Origin of the sequence: Lentzea aerocolonigenes (genome assembly GCF_000974445.1) — a bacterium.
GTDB lineage: Bacteria > Actinomycetota > Actinomycetes > Mycobacteriales > Pseudonocardiaceae > Lentzea > Lentzea aerocolonigenes.
Window position 1 is genome coordinate 250,487 of record NZ_BBOJ01000003.1, and the last position, 19,309, is coordinate 269,795.

At 70.0% G+C, this 19,309-nt stretch carries 16 protein-coding genes; 5 read left to right on the top strand and 11 right to left on the bottom strand.

What is annotated here, in order from left to right:
• Nucleotides 1-3: 3 nt before the first annotated feature.
• Genes AOM45_RS07215 through AOM45_RS07230 form a run of 4 tightly spaced genes read right to left on the bottom strand, consistent with a single transcriptional unit; the run spans nucleotide 4 to nucleotide 4,213 of the window.
• Entirely contained in the window at nucleotides 4-681 is a 678-nt protein-coding gene (locus AOM45_RS07215; RefSeq protein WP_051783067.1) for a phosphatase PAP2 family protein, read from the bottom strand.
• 40 nt (nucleotides 682-721) lie between these two features.
• On the bottom strand, nucleotides 722-2,047 hold the full coding sequence (locus tag AOM45_RS07220; protein ID WP_030466959.1) for a sensor histidine kinase: 1,326 nt from the start codon (nucleotides 2,045-2,047) through the stop codon (nucleotides 722-724).
• The gene (locus AOM45_RS07225) at nucleotides 2,037-2,726 is read right to left on the bottom strand and encodes a response regulator transcription factor (protein ID WP_030466960.1); all 690 of its coding nucleotides are present in this window, start codon (nucleotides 2,724-2,726) and stop codon (nucleotides 2,037-2,039) included. The genes AOM45_RS07220 and AOM45_RS07225 overlap by 11 nt, the downstream gene beginning before the upstream one ends.
• On the bottom strand, nucleotides 2,723-4,213 hold the full coding sequence (locus AOM45_RS07230) for a BTAD domain-containing putative transcriptional regulator (protein WP_051783068.1): 1,491 nt from the start codon (nucleotides 4,211-4,213) through the stop codon (nucleotides 2,723-2,725). The genes AOM45_RS07225 and AOM45_RS07230 overlap by 4 nt, the downstream gene beginning before the upstream one ends.
• Before the next feature lie 208 nt (nucleotides 4,214-4,421).
• Between AOM45_RS07230 and AOM45_RS07235 the strand changes: the two genes are divergently transcribed.
• The 3 genes from AOM45_RS07235 to AOM45_RS07245 are packed head-to-tail and all read left to right on the top strand — an operon-like array spanning nucleotide 4,422 to nucleotide 6,618.
• Complete coding sequence (locus tag AOM45_RS07235) at nucleotides 4,422-5,354, top strand: ABC transporter ATP-binding protein (RefSeq protein ID WP_030466962.1); 933 nt, start codon at nucleotides 4,422-4,424, stop codon at nucleotides 5,352-5,354.
• Entirely contained in the window at nucleotides 5,351-6,121 is a 771-nt protein-coding gene (locus tag AOM45_RS07240; protein ID WP_035909798.1) for an ABC transporter permease, read from the top strand. The genes AOM45_RS07235 and AOM45_RS07240 overlap by 4 nt, the downstream gene beginning before the upstream one ends.
• Complete coding sequence (locus tag AOM45_RS07245) at nucleotides 6,118-6,618, top strand: COG1361 family protein (RefSeq protein WP_030466964.1); 501 nt, start codon at nucleotides 6,118-6,120, stop codon at nucleotides 6,616-6,618. Before AOM45_RS07240 ends, AOM45_RS07245 begins: the two co-directional genes overlap by 4 nt.
• Before the next feature lie 65 nt (nucleotides 6,619-6,683).
• Here AOM45_RS07245 and AOM45_RS07250 read toward each other — a convergent pair whose 3' ends face one another.
• From AOM45_RS07250 to AOM45_RS07280, 7 genes are all read right to left on the bottom strand, one after another.
• Entirely contained in the window at nucleotides 6,684-9,848 is a 3,165-nt protein-coding gene (locus AOM45_RS07250) for an efflux RND transporter permease subunit (RefSeq protein WP_030466965.1), read from the bottom strand.
• A gap of 6 nt (nucleotides 9,849-9,854) precedes the next feature.
• A complete protein-coding gene (locus AOM45_RS07255) occupies nucleotides 9,855-10,289 on the bottom strand; it encodes a hypothetical protein (RefSeq protein WP_030466966.1) in 435 nt (144 codons plus the stop codon).
• On the bottom strand, nucleotides 10,282-13,362 hold the full coding sequence (locus AOM45_RS07260; protein ID WP_030466967.1) for an efflux RND transporter permease subunit: 3,081 nt from the start codon (nucleotides 13,360-13,362) through the stop codon (nucleotides 10,282-10,284). Before AOM45_RS07260 ends, AOM45_RS07255 begins: the two co-directional genes overlap by 8 nt.
• Before the next feature lie 117 nt (nucleotides 13,363-13,479).
• Entirely contained in the window at nucleotides 13,480-14,271 is a 792-nt protein-coding gene (locus AOM45_RS07265) for an endo alpha-1,4 polygalactosaminidase (RefSeq protein WP_030466968.1), read from the bottom strand.
• Nucleotides 14,272-14,473: 202 nt separating this feature from the next.
• A complete protein-coding gene (locus AOM45_RS53435) occupies nucleotides 14,474-15,865 on the bottom strand; it encodes a helix-turn-helix domain-containing protein (RefSeq protein ID WP_030466969.1) in 1,392 nt (463 codons plus the stop codon).
• Nucleotides 15,865-16,266 (bottom strand): hypothetical protein, encoded by a 402-nt coding sequence (locus tag AOM45_RS07275; RefSeq protein ID WP_030466970.1) that lies wholly within the window; start codon nucleotides 16,264-16,266, stop codon nucleotides 15,865-15,867. The genes AOM45_RS53435 and AOM45_RS07275 overlap by 1 nt, the downstream gene beginning before the upstream one ends.
• A gap of 62 nt (nucleotides 16,267-16,328) precedes the next feature.
• On the bottom strand, nucleotides 16,329-17,660 hold the full coding sequence (locus tag AOM45_RS07280) for an Hsp70 family protein (protein ID WP_059362274.1): 1,332 nt from the start codon (nucleotides 17,658-17,660) through the stop codon (nucleotides 16,329-16,331).
• A 364-nt stretch (nucleotides 17,661-18,024) separates the two neighbouring features.
• Here AOM45_RS07280 and AOM45_RS07285 point away from each other — a divergent pair, with 364 nt between their 5' ends.
• Together AOM45_RS07285 and AOM45_RS07290 are read left to right on the top strand one after the other, a co-directional pair.
• The gene (locus AOM45_RS07285; RefSeq protein ID WP_059362276.1) at nucleotides 18,025-18,603 is read left to right on the top strand and encodes a hypothetical protein; all 579 of its coding nucleotides are present in this window, start codon (nucleotides 18,025-18,027) and stop codon (nucleotides 18,601-18,603) included.
• Nucleotides 18,604-18,658: 55 nt separating this feature from the next.
• Nucleotides 18,659-19,306: an IniB N-terminal domain-containing protein gene (locus tag AOM45_RS07290; RefSeq protein ID WP_030466973.1), complete on the top strand. Its 648-nt coding sequence runs from the start codon at nucleotides 18,659-18,661 to the stop codon at nucleotides 19,304-19,306.
• The last annotated feature ends 3 nt before the right edge of the window (nucleotides 19,307-19,309 follow it).

A 19,309-nucleotide genomic window follows, 5' to 3' on the forward strand; every position in this document is an offset into this window, starting at 1 on the left:
CCGTCAGCGAGATCGGAGCTCCTGGCGCCACGCGTCGAAAAGCGCGGTCGCCGCGACGACCCAGGCCGCCCCGAGCACGTACCCCGCCAGGACGTCGGACACGTAGTGCACGGAAAGGGCCACGCGAGACAAACCGATGCCCAGCACCACCAACGCCGCAACGGTCACCGCGACCCGGCGCCACCCGGCGCGCATCGCAGACCAGAACAGCAGCAACAGCGTCGTGTACGTGACCACGGCGGCCTGGGCGTGTCCGCTGGGGAAGCTCAGGCCGGTCGCCGTGGCCACGGGGTCGGCGACGGTCGGCCGTGCGCGCTGAACGATCGCCTTGACGAACGCGTTGAGCACGGCGCTGCCCGTCACGGTCACCGCGGCGAACACCGCCGTCCTCGGGCGGTGCCGGTACAGCAGCCACACCACCACCAGCACGAACACCGGCAGGTACACGCGCACGGACCCGATCGTGCTCAACGTCTTCATCGCCGTGGCGAACGCCGGGTGTGTGACGGTGTAGCGGTGCAGGTCGTCGCGCGCACCGATGTCCATCGCCAGCAACGGCGTCCACCGGCTCAGCACCAGGAACGACAGCAGTCCGAACGGGACGGTCGCGATCGCCAGCGCCACCACCGTCAGCACGGACCTCAGTCCGAACCGGGCACCGGGCGACGCGGAGAACCTCACCCCACGACGGTGCGCCCGGCCGATTAGAGGATCGTGAAGATCAGGCCGGGTCGGCCGCCAGCGGGAGGCGGACGTGGAAGGACGCGCCCTCGGCCGAGTCGGCCAGCCACACCTCGCCACCGTGCCGCTCGGTCACCTCCCGCACGATCGCGAGGCCCAGGCCGACACCGCCCGCGTCGCGGTCGCGGGCCCGCTGGGAGCGGAAGAACCGTTCGAACACCTTGCTCCGGTCCGCGTCCGGGATGCCGGGCCCGTCGTCGGCGACGACCAGTTCCGCGCACCGCTCCTGGGCCGACAGCCCGACCGTGATGCGGTGCCGGGCGTGGTGCTCGGCGTTGTCCAGCAGGTTGCGCACCACCCGGCTCAGCTCACCCGCCCGGCCGCGCAGCCTGGCCGCGGAGAACGGGGACAGCTCGACGTCGACGGCACCGCGGGCGCGGACGACGTCGACCTCGGTCAGCACCACCTCGTCCAGGTCGACCCACTCCACCGGCTCGGTGGCCCCGTCCGCCAGTGCCAGCGCGATCAGCTCGTCGGTCAGGTCGCCCAGCCGGACCGTCTCGCGGTGCAGGTCGCTCGCGACGCGCACCCAGTCCGTGCGGGACGGGTGCGCCAGCCCGACCTCGAGCCGGGTGCGCAGGCTCGTCAGCGGGCTGCGCAGCTCGTGCGCGGCGTCGGCGGCGAACCGGCGCTGTCGTTCGTGCACCTCTTCGAGCCGGGACAGCATCTCGTTCATGGTGCGGGCGAGCCGGCCGACCTCGTCGTCGGACGGCGGTTCCGGCACCCGGCGGTCGAGCTGGCTCGCGGTGATCTCGGTGACCCGCTCCCGGATCGCCTCCACCGGGCGCAACGCGCGTCCCACCACCAGCCACGCCGTGCCGCCGACCGCGATCAGCAGGACGGGCACGATGATCGCCAGCGCCGTCGTGGCCGCCTCGACTCCCTCGTCGGCGTGTTCCAGCGACGCGGCCGCGTAGATCGCGACGGGCTGGCCGCGCAATGTCGCCGGCACGCCCGCGACGGCGTGGTGCTCCCCGTCCGGCAACCGCGAAGTTCCTGTGACAGCACCGTTTTCCGGCCACAGCGCGAGCAGCCGGGTGTGTGCCACGTCGGTGCCGGCGGCGAGCACGGTGCCGTCGCGGCCGACCACCTGGACCAGCGGGGGCAGCACCGCGGGGACGTCGTCGGCGATCAGCGAGGCGAACGTCCCGGCCTCGCGGCTCGCCTCCTCCTCGGCCCTGCCGGTGAGCTGGTCGCGGACCAGCGTCAACGCCGCCGCACCGCCCGCGACCAGGCCCAGTCCCACGACCAGCACCGCGAGCGCGGTCAGCCGGACGCGCACACCGGCGGAGCGCCTACCCGCCATCGGGCGCCAGCCGGTAGCCGGTCCCCCGCACGGTCTCGACGGCGTGCCTGCCGAACGGCAGGTCGATCTTGCGCCGCAGGTATGCGACGTAGACCTCCAGCACGTTCGAGTGGACCGGGATGGCCGAGTCCCACACCTCGTCCAGCACGAACCGCTTCGACACCACCTGACCCGGCCGCGACATGAGCAGCTCCAGCAACGCGAACTCGCGCGGCGTCAGCTCGATCACCGACTCGCCGCGACGGCACCGCCGGGCGACTCGATCGAGGGCGAGGTCCCCGGCGGTCAGCACGTCGGCCAGCTGCATGCCGGACCGCCTGAGCAGGGCGTGCAGCCGAGCCAGCAGAACGCGGTAGGAGAACGGTTTGGTGAGGAAGTCGTCCGCGCCGATGCGCAACGCGCGCAGCTGGTCCAGCTCGCCGTTGCGGGCGGTCAGCACGAGCACGGGCACCCTGATCCCCGCACGGCGCAGCTGCGCGCACAGGTCGAGACCGGGCAGGCTCGGCAGCATCAGGTCGAGCACGATCGCGTCGAACGGGCGGGTGAGCCCGGCGTCGAGGCCCAGCAGACCGTCGTTCGCGGTCTCCACCTCGAACCCGTCCTGGCGCAGGCCTTGGGCGAGCGCGTCGGCGAACGACGCCTCGTCCTCGATCACCAGCACCCGTCCGGTTCTGGTCACGTCATCACCTGGCTGGACACGAGTCTGCCTCGCTCCAGTATCAGCACTCCGGTGCAGATCCGCTCGACCTCGGGCGCCGCGTGCGTCGCCAGCAGCACCGTGAGACCACGCGCCTCAGCGATCGTGCGGACGAGGGTCAGCACATCGCGCTGGCCGGACGGATCCAGCCCGATCGTCGGTTCGTCGAGCAGCACCACGGCCGGGTCGTTCACCAGCGCGCGAGCGAGACCGAGCCGTTGCCGCATGCCGCGGCTGTACGTGGCGATGCGCGCGCCGCCGCAGTCGCCGAGCCCGACCTGGGCGAGCAGCCTGGCCGCGCGGTCCCGTGCCTCACCGCGGGAGAGGCCGAAGAGGCGTCCGTGGTAGGCCAGGAACTCCAGTCCTGTCTGGTGGCCGGGACAGCCCGCGTTCTCCGGCAGCACGCCGACGACCCTGCGGACATCGCCCTGCCGCGTACCGATGACGCCCGCGACGCGGAACTCGCCGCGGGTCGGAACGACCACAGTGGACAGCATGCGCAGGGTCGTGGTCTTGCCCGCGCCGTTCGGGCCGAGCAGGCCGAGCACCTCGCCCTTGCGCGCGGTGAAGCTGAGGCCGTTCACCGCCCAGGTGGTGCCGTAGCACTTCGAGAGGTCGCGCACGTCCACGACGACGTCTTCCGAGAACGGTTCGGTGCGCACGAACGACCAGATCTCGTGCGGCAGCTGGGTTCTCGACGGCGAACGGACCAGCGGCGCGTCGAGTGCCGGGTCGGCGCAGAGGATGGCGCGTTGCAGGTCGCTCAGTCTCGACTCGGGTTCGAGCGCCTGCTCGTCGGCGAGCCGGACACGGGCGGCACGGTAGGCGTCGAGCGCGTCGGTCACCCGGCCGCACCGGTACAGCGCGAGCATCAGCAGTGCCTGGAGGCGTTGCCGGTACGGGTGCTCCGCGACGAGGTCGGTCAGTTCGTCCACCACGGACCCGTGCCTGCCGAGCCGCAGTTCGGCGTCGAGGCACTCCTCCAGCGCGGCCAGCCGTGCCTCTTCCAGTCCGTGGCACAGCACGGCGGCGGCGTCGGGAGTCGTCACGTCCGCCAGCGGTGGACCGTGCCACATCGACAGCGCGTGGCGCAGCAGCGACGCCTTCACGGTGTCGTCGGTCTCCTCCCGCGCACCCCTGACCACGGCGCGGAACCGGTGCACGTCGATCGACAGCGGGTTGACCTTGAGCATGTACGCCGATCCGCGCGTGACGATGTCCGCGTCGCACCGACCGGCTCCCGCGTCCGCGATCGCCCGGCGCAGTCGTGACACGCTGACGTGGATGGCGTGGTGGGCGGTGCGCGGTGGGCGGGCCGGCCACGTCAGGTCGACGAGCCGGTCGACGGACACGAGCTGGTTCGCGTGCAGGGCGAGAACCGCGAACGTGAATCGTTGTTTACGCGGGCCGAGATCGAGTTGTGACTTTTGTTCCCAGGCCTCCACGGCGCCCAGCAGCTGAAACTCCACGGCGTCACCCCCTTCCTGGCACCCCGTATTCGTAAATCGGTCGAACCGCACAATCCGTTTCGCACCAATAGCGTGAATCACAGCGCGTGAACACCTCATCGCTGCTGGTTGAGGGCCGTTCGGCCCTAATTCCACGCCGCGCTCTCATCGATCTCTAATCTCCATCGGCTCTCCTTGTGCGTACTTGGTCGAATGAGGAGGGGATGCCATGCCGGGTGTGTCTCTCGAAGCCCGGGAGCTGTCGAAGTGGTTCGGTTCCCGCACGGCTGTCGACTCGGTGAGCTTCACCGCTCACGAGGGAGAGGTGATCGGTCTTCTCGGCCCCAACGGGGCGGGCAAGACCACGACGATCCGGATGCTCTCGACGGTCCTGCCGCCCACGGGTGGCGAGTTCTCCGTCGCGGGCGTGCCGTCGTCCCGGTCGGCGGACATCAGAGCGCGCATCGGCGTCCTGCCCGAGAGCGCCGGCTACCCGGTGCACCAGACGGGGCTCGAGTACCTGACCTACCACGGACGGCTCTTCGGGCTGTCCCGCGAGGAGGCGCGCCAGACCGCCGTGCGGTTGCTCGGCCAGGTGGGGCTGGCCGACCGCGCGCAGTCGCGGATCTCGACATACAGCCGCGGCATGCGGCAGCGCCTGGGGATCGCCAGGGCGTTGGTGAACAACCCGTCCGTCGTGTTCCTCGACGAACCGACGCTGGGACTGGATCCAGCGGGACAGCGGGAGATCCTCGCGCTGGTGCGGGCGATCGCGGAGGCGCGCGGCACGACCGTGGTGCTGTCCACGCACACGCTGCCCGAGGTCGAGCAGGTGTGTTCGTCGGTGCTGATCCTGGACAAGGGCAGGGTGCTGGTGTCCGGCAGCGTCGCGGAGGTGACGAGCACGGAGGCCGCGAGCCGCCAGTCCGGGCACCTGCGCGTCCCGCCGGACCAGGTCGCGCGGGCGTCGGAGGTGCTGCGGGGCGTGCCCGGCGTCTCGGTCGAGGTGGCGAAGGACGTGGTGACGGTGACGTCGTCGGACGGCCTGAACGAGGCGCTGTCGGCCGTGCTCGACGCGAGGATCACCGTGCTGTCGTTCGAGGTCGACGGCGTGCGGCTGAGCGACGCGTTCCTCGCGATGACGCGGGGAGGTGCGTCGTGAGCGCGCGGGTCATCGCCGGCCAGGAGTGCCGCGACCTGTGGCTGAGCGGCCGCGGCCCGGTCCTCACGTTCGCCTACGCGGTGCTGCTGAGCGCGGTCACGTACCTGGCCGCGACCAACCAGGTCCTGAACTTCCTGGAACAGCGGGAGTCCGTGAACCTGGTGCTGCAGATCGCCGTCGCGGTCGGCGTGCTGCTGACGATGGTCGTCGCCGCGGACGCGATCAGCGGTGAACGCGAGCGCGGCACGTTCGAGAGCCTGCTGCTGGCGCCGGTGTCCCGCGGCTCGATCGTGCTGGGCAAGCTGGTGGCCGCGATGTCGTTGTGGGGTGCGGCTTTCGTGGTCGCACTGCCGTACCTGTGGGTGCTCGGCAAGGGCGTCGCCGTGGTGGGCCAGGCCGTGCTGCTCGGGCTGGTCGTCGGGACCGTGCTGGCGCTGTCGATGGCGGCGATCGGACTGCTGATCAGCGCTCGGTCCACCACCAACAAGGTGAGCCTCGCGGCGTCGCTGTTCCTGGTGCTGGCCCTGTTCGCACCGACGCAGCTGCCCGCGATGCCCACGTCCTCCGTGGGTGACGTGCTCGTGCGGATCAACCCGGTCACAGCCGGGTCGCACTACATCCAGCTCGTGCTGCTCAAGGGTCACGCGTGGACGCAGGACCTGTCGTACCTGATCTCGCCGGTGGTGGCCGTGGTGGTCACCGTCGTGGCGCTGGCCGTGGCGGGGCCGCGCATCGTCCGGCTCACGGGAGGGGTTGGTTCCGGATGAGACTCTTGCTCGCCGCACTGGTGCTCGCGCTCTTCCCCGCCACCGCGTCGGCGTCCGTCGACGTGGCGGTGGACCGGTCGCGGATCGACAGCACTGTCGGTCAGTACCTGAACATCTCCTCGACGATCACCAACAGCGGTGCGGAACCGACCGGGAAGCTGATCGCGCACCTGAACGTCGCCTCGCTCAACGACGTGTACGTCGACCTGGAGGACTGGACGGCCGCGCCCACGCAGTCGCTGCCACCGCTGGGTCCCGGTGAGAGCGCCGAGGTGTCGTGGGACATCCAGGCGGTCAACGCCGGGACGTTCACCGTGTACGCCGTCGTGCTGCCGGGCGGTTCGGCGTCGTTGTCCGCCAGCCCGCCCATCCACGTCGAGGTGGCCGGGCGCCGCACCCTCAGCGCGGGTGGCGCCCTGCCGATCGCGCTGGTCGTGCCGCTGCTGCTGGGGGTGGCGGTCTTCGCGGTCCGCCGGCGGTTGCGCACCACGGCCTAACCCCTGGTTTGCACGATGGAGGGACCCTTCATCCACCTGACGTGGATGAAGGGTCCCTCCATCGCCTACGCAGTGGCCGGTTCGGGGGTTGGGTCCGGCTTGGGACGCCGTTCCTTGCGCCGCGCGAACCGCAGGTAGAGCGACGGTGTCACGAACAGGTTCAGCAGCGTCGACGTGAAAAGTCCGCCGATGATGACGATCGCCATCGGGTGCTCGATCTCGTGGCCCGGCAGATCGCCCGCGATCGCCAGCGGCACCAGGGCGAGGCCTGCGGCCAGTGACGTCATCAGGATCGGCGCCAGCCTCTCCTTCGCGCCGCGCAGCACCAGCTCCCTGCCGAACGACTCACCCTCCTCCCGTTCCAGGTGCTGGAAGTGGTTGATCATCAGGATTCCGTTGCGCGCCGCGATGCCGAGGACCGTGAAGAACCCGACCAGCGACCCGAGCGACAGGATCCCTCCGGTCAGCCAGGCCCCGTACACGCCGCCCGCCAACGCCATCGGCAGGGTCAGCAGCACGAGCACCGCGAGACGCCAGCTGTTGAACGCGGTCACGAGGATCAACAGGATCAGCAGGACCGCGATGCCCGCGAAGAGCAGCAGCCGGTTCTGGGCGGCCGTGGCCTCCTTGTACTCGCCGAGCAGCTCGGCGTGCATGCCGGGCGGCATCTGCACCTGCGCCAGCCGTCGCTCGACCTCCTGCGCCACCGCGACCAGTGCCGCGCCCTGCGCCACGTTCGCGCCCACGTCGATCCGGCGCGACCCGTCCTCGCGCAGGATCTGGTTCGGCGCGGACACGATCTTCACCGAGGCGAGCTCACCGATCGGCACCTTGCGGCCGTCCGGCGCGTCCATCAGCAGTCCCTTCACGCTCTCCACGCTGAACCGGGCCTGCGGCTGGCTCCACACGTGCACCTCGGTGTTCTTGCCGTTGCGCCAGATGTCCCCGGCCTCCTCGCTGGAGATGAACGCGGACGCGGTGCGGCGCACCTCACCGGGCGAGATGCCGTACCTGGACGCCTTCTGGAGGTCGACCTCCACGGCGACCTGCGGGATGTTCGTCTGCAGGGTGACGTGTTCGTCGATGATCCCGTCGATCCCGGCGACGAGCTCCTTGACCTCGTTGGCCTTCTCGCGGATGCCGTTCAGGTCGTCGCCGTAGATCCGGACCGTGATCGCGTCGCTGGACCCGGTCAGCACCTCCTTGGTGCGTTCCTTCAGGTACGTCTGCACGTCGCGCTGCAGACCGGGATAGCCGTCGACCACCTTCTGCACCGCGGCGAGGGTCTTGTCGTAGTCGACGTTCGGGTCGATGCTGATCCAGTTCTCGGTGAAGTTCATGCCGACGATCTCGTCGGCCAGCGTGCCCTGCCCGATGTGCGCGCCGAAGTTCCGCACACCCGGAATCGCGCGCAGTTCCTTGCTGGCCTGCTCGGTGATCCGGACCATCTCGGTGCGGGACGTGCCCGGCTGCGCGACCCAGTGCATCAGGAAGTCGCGTTCCTTGAAGGCGGGGAACAGGTTCTGCCCGAGGAACGGCACGATCGCCAGTCCCGCCACCATCACCAGCGCCACGACCGAGTACGCGATGCCCGGCCGCGGCACGATGCGTGCCAGCAACGCCGTGTACCCGCGTTGCAGCCACCGCACGAGGGGCGACTCGCGGCGCTCGATCGGTGCGTTGCGCAGCATGATCAGCGCCAGCGCCGGGATCACCGTCAACGCCACCAGCAGCGACGCGAGGATCGACAGCCCGTAGGAGAACGCGAGCGGACGGAAGAACGAGCCGGTCAGTCCACTGAGGAGGAACACCGGGATCGTCGACACCAGGATGATCATCGTGGCGTGCACGATCGGGCCGCGCACCTCCACCGAGGCCTCCAGGATGACCGACGCGGTCGATCGATCACTGCCTTCCTTGCGATGCTGACGTATTCGCCGCACGATGTTCTCGATGTCGATGATCGCGTCGTCCACCAGGACGCCCAGCGCGATGACCAGGCCGGCCAGGATCATCACGTTGATGGTGGCGCCCGTGGCGTTCAGCACGAGCCCGGCCGCCACCAGCGACAGCGGGATGGTGATCGCGCTGATCAACGCGACCCGCCACTCGAACAGGAAGAAGATCAGGATCAGCACGACCAGGCCGAAACCGATCAGCATCGCGCGGCCCAGGTTGTTCACCGACGTCTCGATGAACGTCGCCGGGCGGAAGATCTCCGTGTCGACCTGAAGCCCCTGCATGCCGGGCTGGAAGTCCCTGATGGCCTCCTCGACGCCCCGCGTGACCTCCAACGTGTTGGCCCACGGCAGCTTCTCGATGATGACCATGATGCCGGGACCGTCGTTGATCACCGCGTCACCGGTGAGCAGGGACGGCGGCATGATGTCGTCGCGGATCTCGGCGACGTCGCGCAGGTAGACCTTCGGCTTGTCCGGGTCGGTCGTGATCGGGATGCCGGCGAGCTCCTGACCGGACAACGCGGGCAGCTGGTGCTGCACCGGGAACCGGTGGTTGGCCGTGTCGATGAAGCCGCCGGTGCCGATCTCGAAGCCGCCCTTGAACTTCAGCTGCCCAACGTCCACCGCGTCACCCGCGGACTCGAGCACCTGCTGCAGGCTCACGTTGTGCTGCTTCATCTTCTCCGGGTCGACCAGTGCCTGCTTGACGTGCCAGCGGTCGCCCCAGATCGCCGCGTTGGCGACGCCCGGCACGCGCATCAGCCTCGGCCGCAGCGTCCAGTACGTCAGCAGCGCCATGTCGACGTGCGCCTGGTCGGACTTGTCGGCCTGGGAGATGCCGATCTTCATCGTCCGGCTCGTCGACGACAGCGGCTGGATCATGAACGGCGAGTTCGCCCAGCGAGGCAGGCGCTGGCTGATCGAGTTGAGCCGTTCCTGGATCAGCAGCCGCGACTTCATCAGGTCCGTGCCCTGCTCGAAGATCATCACGATCGACGACAGCTGCGACACGGACTTCGACCGCATCGCGGTCAGGCCCTCGATGCCGTTGAGACCCTGTTCCATCGGCACGGACACGAGTTCCTCGACGTCCTTCGCGGACAGTCCGATGCAGATGGTCTGGATTTCCACGCGGGGCGGGGCGAACTCGGGGAAGGCGTCGATGGCCATGTCCTTGACCTGGAGGATGCCGAAGAACATCAGCATCGACGCCCCGACGACGACGAGGAACTTGAGCTTCAGGCTCGTCCCGATGATCCAGCGCATCATGGCGGGCTACTTCCCGACGCCGAGTTCGGCTCCGTACAGCTCGATGACGCCCGTCTTCACGATCGTGGTGCCCTCCGCGGGGCCGGAGGACAGGAACGCCTCCGAGCCCGCGGTGCCGCCCACGTTCGCCACGGTGACCTGCTCGCGCACGTACTGGCGCGGACCGGTGACGGTGTAGACCCAGGTGTTGCCGTCCGGTGTGTAGACCACGCACTGGTAGGGCACCACGGTTCCGGTGCCGGACTTGGCGATCTTGGTGGTCTCCACGCCGACGCGCTTCTCCGCCATCTCGGTGAGCTTCACGCTCTTGACGCTCTTGCCCGCGATCGTCTCGATCACGGCAGGTCGTTCCTTCCCACCGCCGTCCGTGGCGGAGGTCGCCACCGAACACCCCGCGGCGCCCAGCACGAGCAGGACCGTTGCGATCAGTCGGCTACGCATCTGCCTTCTCCTTCGGCGCGAGACGCGGGTAGAGCGCGGGCAGGACCAGCAGGTTCACCACCGCGGTGGTGACCAGTCCACCCAGGACGATCAGGGCGAGCGGGGCGACGATCTCCAGGCCGGCGACCGCACCCCAGACGATCAGCGGGACGAGCGCGAGCGCGGTCGCGAGCATGGACGTCACGGCGGGCGTGAACCGTTCACGGCTGCCGCGTGCGACGTCACCGTCCACGAGCTCGTAGTGGTTGAGCTGGACCAGGGCTCCGCGCACGGCGACCGCCAGCACCGCCAGCAACCCGAGCAGTGCCACGACCGACAGGCCGGCGCGTTGCGTGGCCGCGGCGAGCAGGCCGCCGGACAGCGCCACCGGCAGCAGCAGGAACACGGTCGTCGCGAGCCGCCAGCTGCGCAGACCGGCCTGGAGCAGGAAGTACACCAGGATCACCGCGCCGGCGATGTACAGCCAGATCCGCAGATCGGTCGACGCCCGCGCCTGGCTCTCACCGAGCACCTCGAGGTGGTGCTCACGCGGGAAAGAGACACCCTTGACCCGGTCCGACACGTCCCGCGTGACGTCGGCCAGCGAGCGGCCGCTCACGTTCGCCACGACGTCGATGCTGCGCGACACGGAGTCGTGCGTGATCATCGCGGGCTTAGGCGTGACCCTGACCTCCGCCACGTCGCTCAGCTTCACCTGCGCGGGCCCGCCTTCCGGGCCGCCGACGGGTGCGTCGATCAGCAGGTCCCTGATGTTGGCGGGGTTCTGCCTCAGTTCCGGCCTGCCCCACACCACGACCTCGAAGACCTTCGAGTCCTCGAACAGGTTCCCTGCGACGGTCGCGGCGACCAGCGTCGCCGACTGCCGGCGGACGTCACCCGGCTTCAACCCGTACTTCGCGGCCTTCTCGACCGAGACCTCGATCTCCAGCGTCGGCTGCACCTCGGTGGAGTTGATCCGCGGGTCGCTGATCCCGTCGATTCCCCTGAGGATGCCGAGCACCTCGGCGGCCTTGTCGTTGAGGACGGAGTACTCGTGCCCGTAGATGCGGACCACGACGTCCGACGTCGAGCCGCGGCTGATCACGTCCCGCACCTGCCGGTCGGAGTAGGTGATCACGTTGCCGCGGATGCCCGGATAGCCGTCGACGACGTCGCGCACCGCGTTCAGCGTGCTGTCGTAGCCGGCGCGGTCGTCGAGGCTGAGCCAGACCTCGCTCGCGTTGATGTTGACGATCTGGTCGCCCGCCATCGCACGACCGGTGTGCGCACCGACGTTGCGGACGCCGGAGACACCGCGCAGCTCCTTGGTGAGCGCGGAGGTGATCCGGTTCATCTCCGGCCGGGACGTGCCCGGGACGGCCTCCCACGTGACCAGCACGTCGCGTTCCTGCAACGTCGGCGCGAGCGGGTGGCCACCGAGCAGCGGCGTGACGGCGAGGCCCGCGATCAGCAGCACGGCCGCGAACGCCCACGACACCAGCCGCACCCGCAGGAACAGCCCGAGTAGTGCGGCGTAGCCCTTCTCCAGCCACAGCGCGAACGGCGACGCGCGGTGCCCCTTGGTGAGGAGCACGGTCGCCAGCACCGGCGCGACGGTGAGCGCGACGAGCATCGAAACACCGATCGCGACGAGGAACCCGACGGCGACCGGGGTGAGGAACGCGCCCCGCACGCCGTCCAGGATCAGCAGCGGCGCCACCGACACGACCGTCACGCACGTCGCCACGAACAGCGGCCCGCGCATCTCGACCACGGCGTCCGCGATCGCCTCGGACGTCGGTTCGCCGTCGCGCAGCCGTTGCCGCACGTTGTCGACCGCGACCACGGCGTCGTCCACCACCACGGCGAGCGCCATCACCAGCCCGGCGATGGTCATCATGTTGAGCGGTGTGCCGAACCAGTTCAGCACCAGCGCCGTGACGGCGACCGACGCCGCGATGCTCAGCAGCACGGTCAGGGCGGCCCGCCAGTGGAACAGGAACGCGAACACGACCAGCAACAGCAGCAGCGCGCCGACCAGCAGTGTGGTGACGAGGTTCTGCTTCATCGTGTCGATGAACGACGCGGGCCGGTACACCGAGGTGTCCATCCGCACACCGGGCAGGGCCGGCCGCAGGTCGTTGAGCGCGGCCTCGACGTTCGCGGTGACCTCGGACAGGCTCGAACCCGGGAAGCGTTCCACGACCAGCATCAGGCTCGGCGAGTCGTTGACGACCGCGTCACCGATCATGATCTGGTGGTCCTCGGTGATGGTCGCGACGTCGGTCAGCTTGAGGCCGCGGTCCTCGGCGCCCTGCACGGTCACCTGGCCGAGCTGGGCGGCGCTCTTGATCGGCTGGTTGTGCTGGATCTCGATGCGCTGGTTGGCCGTGTCGACGAAGCCGCCGAGCCCCGGCGTGGACGCCTCGACGAACGTCAGCGGCGACACCCACAGCGCGTTCGCGGAGGTCCGCAGCACCTGGTCGAGCGTGACGGCGTTCTGGGCGAGCTTCGACGGGTCGACCTGCACCTGCAGCTGCCGGTCGCGGAAGCCCCAGATCGCGACGTTGGCGACGCCCTTCACGCTCAGCAGCCGCGGCACGACCGTCCACCTGCTCAGCAGCGACATGTCGATCAGCGACTTGTCGGTCGACGACAGCCCGATCATCATCAACCGGCCGGTGCTGCTCAACGGCTGGATCACCAGCGGCGGCCGGGAGCTCGCGGCGGGCAGCGCGGGCACCATGGTGAGGCGCTCCTGCACGACCTGACGGGCCCTGATCGGGTCCGTGCCGGGCTCGAACGTCATCTCCATCGAGCTCAGGCCCGGAATGGTCCGCGACTCCAGCTTCGCGAGCCACGGGATGCCGTTGAAGAACTCGTTCTCCATCGGGTTGGTGATGAGGTTCTCCACCTCTTCCGCGGAGAGCCCCAGCGCCTCGACCTGGACGTCCACCCGCACCGGCCCGAACTCCGGCAGTGCCTCGACGTTGCTGTCGCGCAGCTGCACGAAGCCGAGCGCGATGAGGGCGACCGCGACCGCCAGCACGAGACGGCGGTACCTCTGGCTCGACCCGACGATCCAACGCATCATGGCCGGCGACCCTTCACTCCGGTGACCTTGCGGGCAAAGATGAACTCGCCTGGTCACAGAGCGCTCATAGCCGCCTCACAGTCCTCTCAGACCGTGCTCATCGGGCCTGTTCCGCGATCAGCAGGTCTTGCGGACGTGCCCGCTGGTCCCGGCCGGCAGGACGTACAGGTCGCGCTGCACGATGCTGATCCGATCGCTCCACTCCTCGCAGGCCGCTTTGCGCCCGCTGTCGGTGTACTCGACGTCCAGCACCCGGTTGCCGAACGGCCCGGCGTAGTCGCCGCACTCCTCCCACTCACCGCACTCCTCGACGACGGCGAAGTCGAGCCCGTTGGCGACGCGGTTGGCGGCCAGCTCCGGGGTGTTCTTCTGGGCGATGGCCAGGTTCTTGGAGTGCGCGTAAGCCGACAGGAGCTTGACGTACTCCTGCGCGTGGGTGGTCGTGAGCAGGTTCTTCGACCGCGAGTAGCTGTCGAAGTTGTCCGGCTCGACCGCCTGGTACCCCTTGGCCGCACAGGTGTCGATCCACGCCTTCACCTTGGCCGCCGCACGCGTGCGCTTGTCGGCCGTGCGCAGGTCGAGCAACGTCTCCTTCCAGTCCGGGTCGACCACCTTGTTGCCGTTGGCGTCACGCAGCAGCAGATCGCTCTGCCAGTCGCCGTCGTGCCCCTCCTGGACCTGGAAGGCGTTGACGTAGCAGACGTTGTACTTGCCGGCGGCGGGTGCCGCTTCCCGGTCGCGGATGACGATCTCGACGTTGGACGCCGGCGGGTAGGCGCCGCCGATCTGGTAGTCCAGCCCGGCTCTCGACGGAGGCAGCGTCACGGCGGCTTTCGACGGCTCCGCGGTGATCAGCAGGGTGGTCGCTGCGAGGACGAGGGCGGTGAGCGGGACTGACAGACGCCTCATGAAGTCTCCGATGATGATGTTGGGTAATCGTTTACAGACTGGCAGAGGCGCGGTTGTGCGGTCGACGGGGGTCACGGCGGACAGCGCGAGCAGCGGCCACCACCACACCCCCAGCCGCTGCCACGCCCCACCCACCACGAGCAGCGGCCACCACCAACCACAGCCACGCCCCCGCTTCCAGCCACCACCCGAGCCGCGACCGTCAGCCCGCCAGCCGCGACCGCAACGACGCCATCAGCTCCGCCCGGCTCGACACCGCGAGCTTCTGCCGGATCCGCGCCACGTGCTGTTCCACCGTCTTCGGCGAGATGTACAGCCGCGCGCCGATCTCCTTCTGCGTCAGGCCGTCCAGCAGCAGCTCGCCGACCGACCGCTCCCGCTTCGACAGCCCGTCGGCCGCCTCCTCGGTCGCGAAGCGCGCCCGCAACGCCCGCCCGGTGCTCAGCAGCTGCCGCGCTTCCACCGGGTCGTTGAGCTTGGCCGCGGCGGCGCCACACAGGGCCATGGCCTCCCAGGCGTCGTCCAGACCGGCGGCCACGGCGGCGACCTCGCGGCCGTCGACGGTTCCGCGCACCACGGACGCCCACGCGTGTGCGGCCGCGGCACGTTCCGAAGCCTGCAACGCCGCCGCGGCCTGGGTCGCCGCCTCGGCGTCGCCGGAGCTGACGGCGCGGTGCAGCTTCCACCAGTGGTTCGACTCCAGCGCCCACTGCGGCACGCCGGCCTGAGCGATGGCGCAGGTCATGGCCTCCACCACGGTCTCGCCGTCGAACCGAGACACCGCGGCCGCGCCGACGGACAGCTCGCCCCAGGCGTCCAGCAGCAGGATCTCGACGTCGGCGCCGGCCACCACCGGTGCTACGCGGCGCCACGTGGCACGCAACGCCTCCGCGTCACCCGCGCGCCGGGCCAGGCCGATCGTCACGGCTGCTGCCAGGACGGCGTCGCGGCGCAGCACCTGAGTGTTGCCGGCGGCCACGATCGCGGCGCGGGCCTCGGCCAGGCGTCCTGCGCGCAGGTGGAGCCAGGCGGAGAGCAGGCGGCGGCGCGCGGTGGGCGGGCGGTCTTCGTGCGCGGTCAGGACTTCCTGGGCCGTCCGGTCGTCGCCGCCCGCGATCAGGACGGTCACGGCCAGGTCGTCCCACCGCTCGGCGGCCAGGCCGTCCTGCGGCACGGTCGCGGCCGCGAGGCCGGCGAGCCTGCGGGCCGCGCGGTCGAAACCGCCGCGCACCGCCTCGATCGCGGCGTCGACGCCGTCGAGGAAGACGGTCAGCCCACGCGGTGCGGCGCCCGACAGCTGGTCGCGGGCTCCGGCCAGGTCCCGGTCGGCGGCTTCGACGTCGCCGCCGAGGCACGCGGCCAGGGCTGCCCGTCCCTGCGCGGCGACGGAAGGCGCGCCGGTCAGCGCGGCCGCGATCACCCGCCACCTGGCCGCCGCGTCGAGCAGCGAACCGTCGGCCGCTGCTGCCGCGGCGGCGACTCCCGCGGCGAGGCAGTTCTGGTCCGCCCCCTCGGCGAGGATGCGGTCCGCCGCCTCGATCGCGGCGGCCGTGTTCCCGGCTCTCCACGCCTGTTCGACCTCGGGTGCCTTCATCACTTCTCTCCCCCTCCGAACCACGCGCGTGCGGCGGGCAGGAACGACACGACGACCGCGACGACGGGAATCCCGCTCGCCACCACGAGGTGCACCGGCCCCACGACCGCGGTCACCGCCACGACACCGGCGAGCACCACCGACGCCGCGAGCGCCCACCGCTTCCCCCGGTTCAGCGCGACCACGAGCCCGAGTTCCAGCGCCGCGATCAGCAGCCCGGCACCGAGCAGCAGTGCCAGCACGGCGACCACCACCCGTTCCTGCGCGACCGCGGACTCGGCCGGAAACCGTTGCGCCACTTCGGCAACCACGCCCTGACGCACGTCGATCAAAGCCAGCACGGAACTGGCCAGCTGCACCGCTGCGGCGACGATCCAGAGCCGCACAGCGATCCTGACCACCCGCGGCTTCACGACAGGCTGAAACGGTTGCAGCCGCGGTCTCGGAGGGACGGCAGGTCTTGTCACGGGGCACCGGCTTTCGTCGTGCCGCTCGTGGTGGTGGTCGTCGAGCTCGGCGGCGGCGGAGTGGACTTGGTCGTGGTGACAGTCGTCGAAGGACGCGTGGTCGTGGTGGTGGGCTTGGGTTTCGGCGGCTGAGTCGTCCGCGGCGCCGGAGCCGGAGCGGCTGGCCGGGTCGGCACGTACTCGACGACCGCGGGTTCGTCGACGGTCTGCGTCGTCGTGGGCGCCACGGTCGTGGTGGGAGTTCGGGACTCGGCACCGGCCTTGTTGGTCAGCACGTTGTTCGCGAGCACCCCACCCGCGACGGCCACCGCGAGCACTCCGGCCGTCACGAACGGTGTCAGCTTCGTCCGCTTGCGGCGCAACGACTTCGGCGCTTCCGGCAACGGCGGGCGGGTCCACGTCGCGGTGGCGGCCGCGACCGGTGCGGGTTCGAGACCGCGGGCCTCCAGCGCGGCACCGATGGCCGCGATGCCGGCGGGCGCGGGTGACACGGCCCGCCCGAGCTGCGCGGAAACCTCCTGCGTCACCAACGGAATCCGGGACGAACCGCCGACCAGCAGCACACCGGCGAGATCTGCGGGCCGTGTTCCGGCGGCCCGCAGCGCGCGGTCCAGCACGGCCACCGTCTCCTCGACCGCCGGCCGGATCATCGACTCGAACTCGGGCCGCCCCAGCCGCACCTCCCGCACCGCGATCCCGGGCAGCGCAACGGGAATCAGCACCTCGGTGTCGGCGGACAGCCTCTCCTTGGCCGCGGTGCACGCGCGCCGCAGCTCGGCGACCGCCGTCAGCACCGCGGGGTCCGCGGGGTCCAGCGCGTCCCAGCCCGGCAGCGCCTCGGTGACGTGCCCGAACACCACCTCGTCGAAGTCGAGGCCGCCGACCTCGAGCTCCTCCGGCGGCCCTGCCAGCACGAACCTGTCGGCGGCGAGCTTGCGCACCACCGCGGCGTCGAAAGTCTTGCCGCCCAGGTCGTACACGGCGACGACCGCACCGTCCTGCAGGCGCGCGAGGGCGTCGTGCGCGCGGACGGCGGCCTGGGGTTCGGGCACGAGCAGCACGTCGGCCAGACCGTTCGCGGACAGGGCGGCCCGCAACGACTCCAGCCGGTAGTGGCCCCACCCCGCAGGGTGCGTCATCGCCACCCGCGCGGGCCTTCCGTCAGGCAGGGAACCGAGCAACGTCAACAAGAATCGGGCCGTCACCGCCTCGGCGGTCAACGCGGCGTCACCGATCCGCAACGGAGTGGGGTCGCCGATTCGGTTCTTGAACTGCCGCGCGACGCGACCGGGATCGGCGAGCGCACGGCGTTCGGCGTCGGATCCCACGAGGAACGTCCCGTCAGGACTCTGGAAAACCACTGACGGCACAAGCACTTCAAGCCTCGCGGCCTGATCTGGTCTACAGGTCGACACCGTGGTGAAGGTCGATCCCAGATCCAGTCCAACCTGGTACGACATCGGACTCTCCTATGGCACTTCGCAGCGGACGTACCTACACGTGTGTCTCAGTTGGCCGGTTCACCGCAGTTGACGAAACAAGGAGCAATCCCTTAACGACCCCCTCGATCCCTGTGTTCGTAGCCGCGACGAACAGGGTTTGGTCCCGATGGCAGAGGCCTCACCGGAACCTAGCTTCGTTGTTGTCAGCCGGTCGGAACCGCCGCCGGCGACCAACACCAAGGAGCAGGACATGAGCACCCCCATCGACCTCAACGCGTTCCTCGCCGACCTGACCGCCGACCTGGACCTGGACCTGGACACCACCAACGCCGCCGAGCAGCAGCTGCAGACGGCTCAGGTCAACCCGCAGGCAGCGGAGCAGGACGCCGAGCAGGCCCAGGACACCACCACGGTCACGAACACCGAGGGTGGCGGCGGAGGCGACGGCGGGACGGCCGTCGGTGGCGACAGCGGCAGCGCCGACGGGGGCAACGGCCTCGGGGTGGGCGGCGCCGGCGGCGACATCGACCAGGACGGTCTCGTCAACGTCAACTTCGGCTCCACGTCGGGTGGCAGCGGCATCGGTTTCGGCGGCAACGGCGGCGTGACCGGTGACGGTGGCGACGCCGACGCGTCCGGCGGCAACGGCGGCGCGGCGCAGTCCAACGTCGACGTGGACGCCGACCAGGACCTGGACCAGGACGTCGACCAGGTCTCGGACCAGGACGCCGACCTGACCGCCGTGTCGGACCAGTCCAACGACTTCGACATCGACGTCGAGAACGAGATCGACAACATCGTCGAGGACCTGGACCTGCCCGCTTTCTGATCCCGAGCCGGCCCTGGGCCTCCAGGGCCGGCTCGTTCCACGTGAGGAGCCGGACGTGCTGTCCACCCTGATCGACTTCCTGATGAACCTGCTGAAGGACGACGAGGCGAAGAAGGCGTTCGACGAGAACCCCGACGCCGAGCTGAACAAGGCGGGTCTGAACGGCGTCACCGGACAGGACGTCCGGGACGCGCGGCTGATCATGGCCGACTCCGGCGGGGTGCGCGCCCGCGGTGCGGAGAGATCGTCCTCGCACGACGACGACCCGGTCCGGGAGATCCACCACACCACGCGCGAGTACGTGGTGGAGAAGCCGGTGACGAACATCGAGCAGAACATCAGCATCGACGACCGGGACGTCACGATCATCGACGACTCGTTCAACTCCGACGACGACACCGAGGTCAACTCCGTCGCGATCCAGGACAACGACACGAACGTCGTGCAGGTGAAGGACTCGTTCAACGAGCCGGAGCCGGTCCTGAACGAGGAGGACGACGTGCCGCTCGAGCCGGAGCCGCTGGACGAGGACCCGGAGATCGTGCTGGACGACCCGGTCGTGCTGGACGACCCGGTCGTGCTGGACGACCCGGTCGTGCTGGACGACCCGGTCGTGCTGCCCGAACCGGAGCCCCTTCCGGACGCACTTCCGGTGGATGTCGAGCCGGAGCCCCTGCCCGAACCCGACCCGGTGATCGCGTGACCT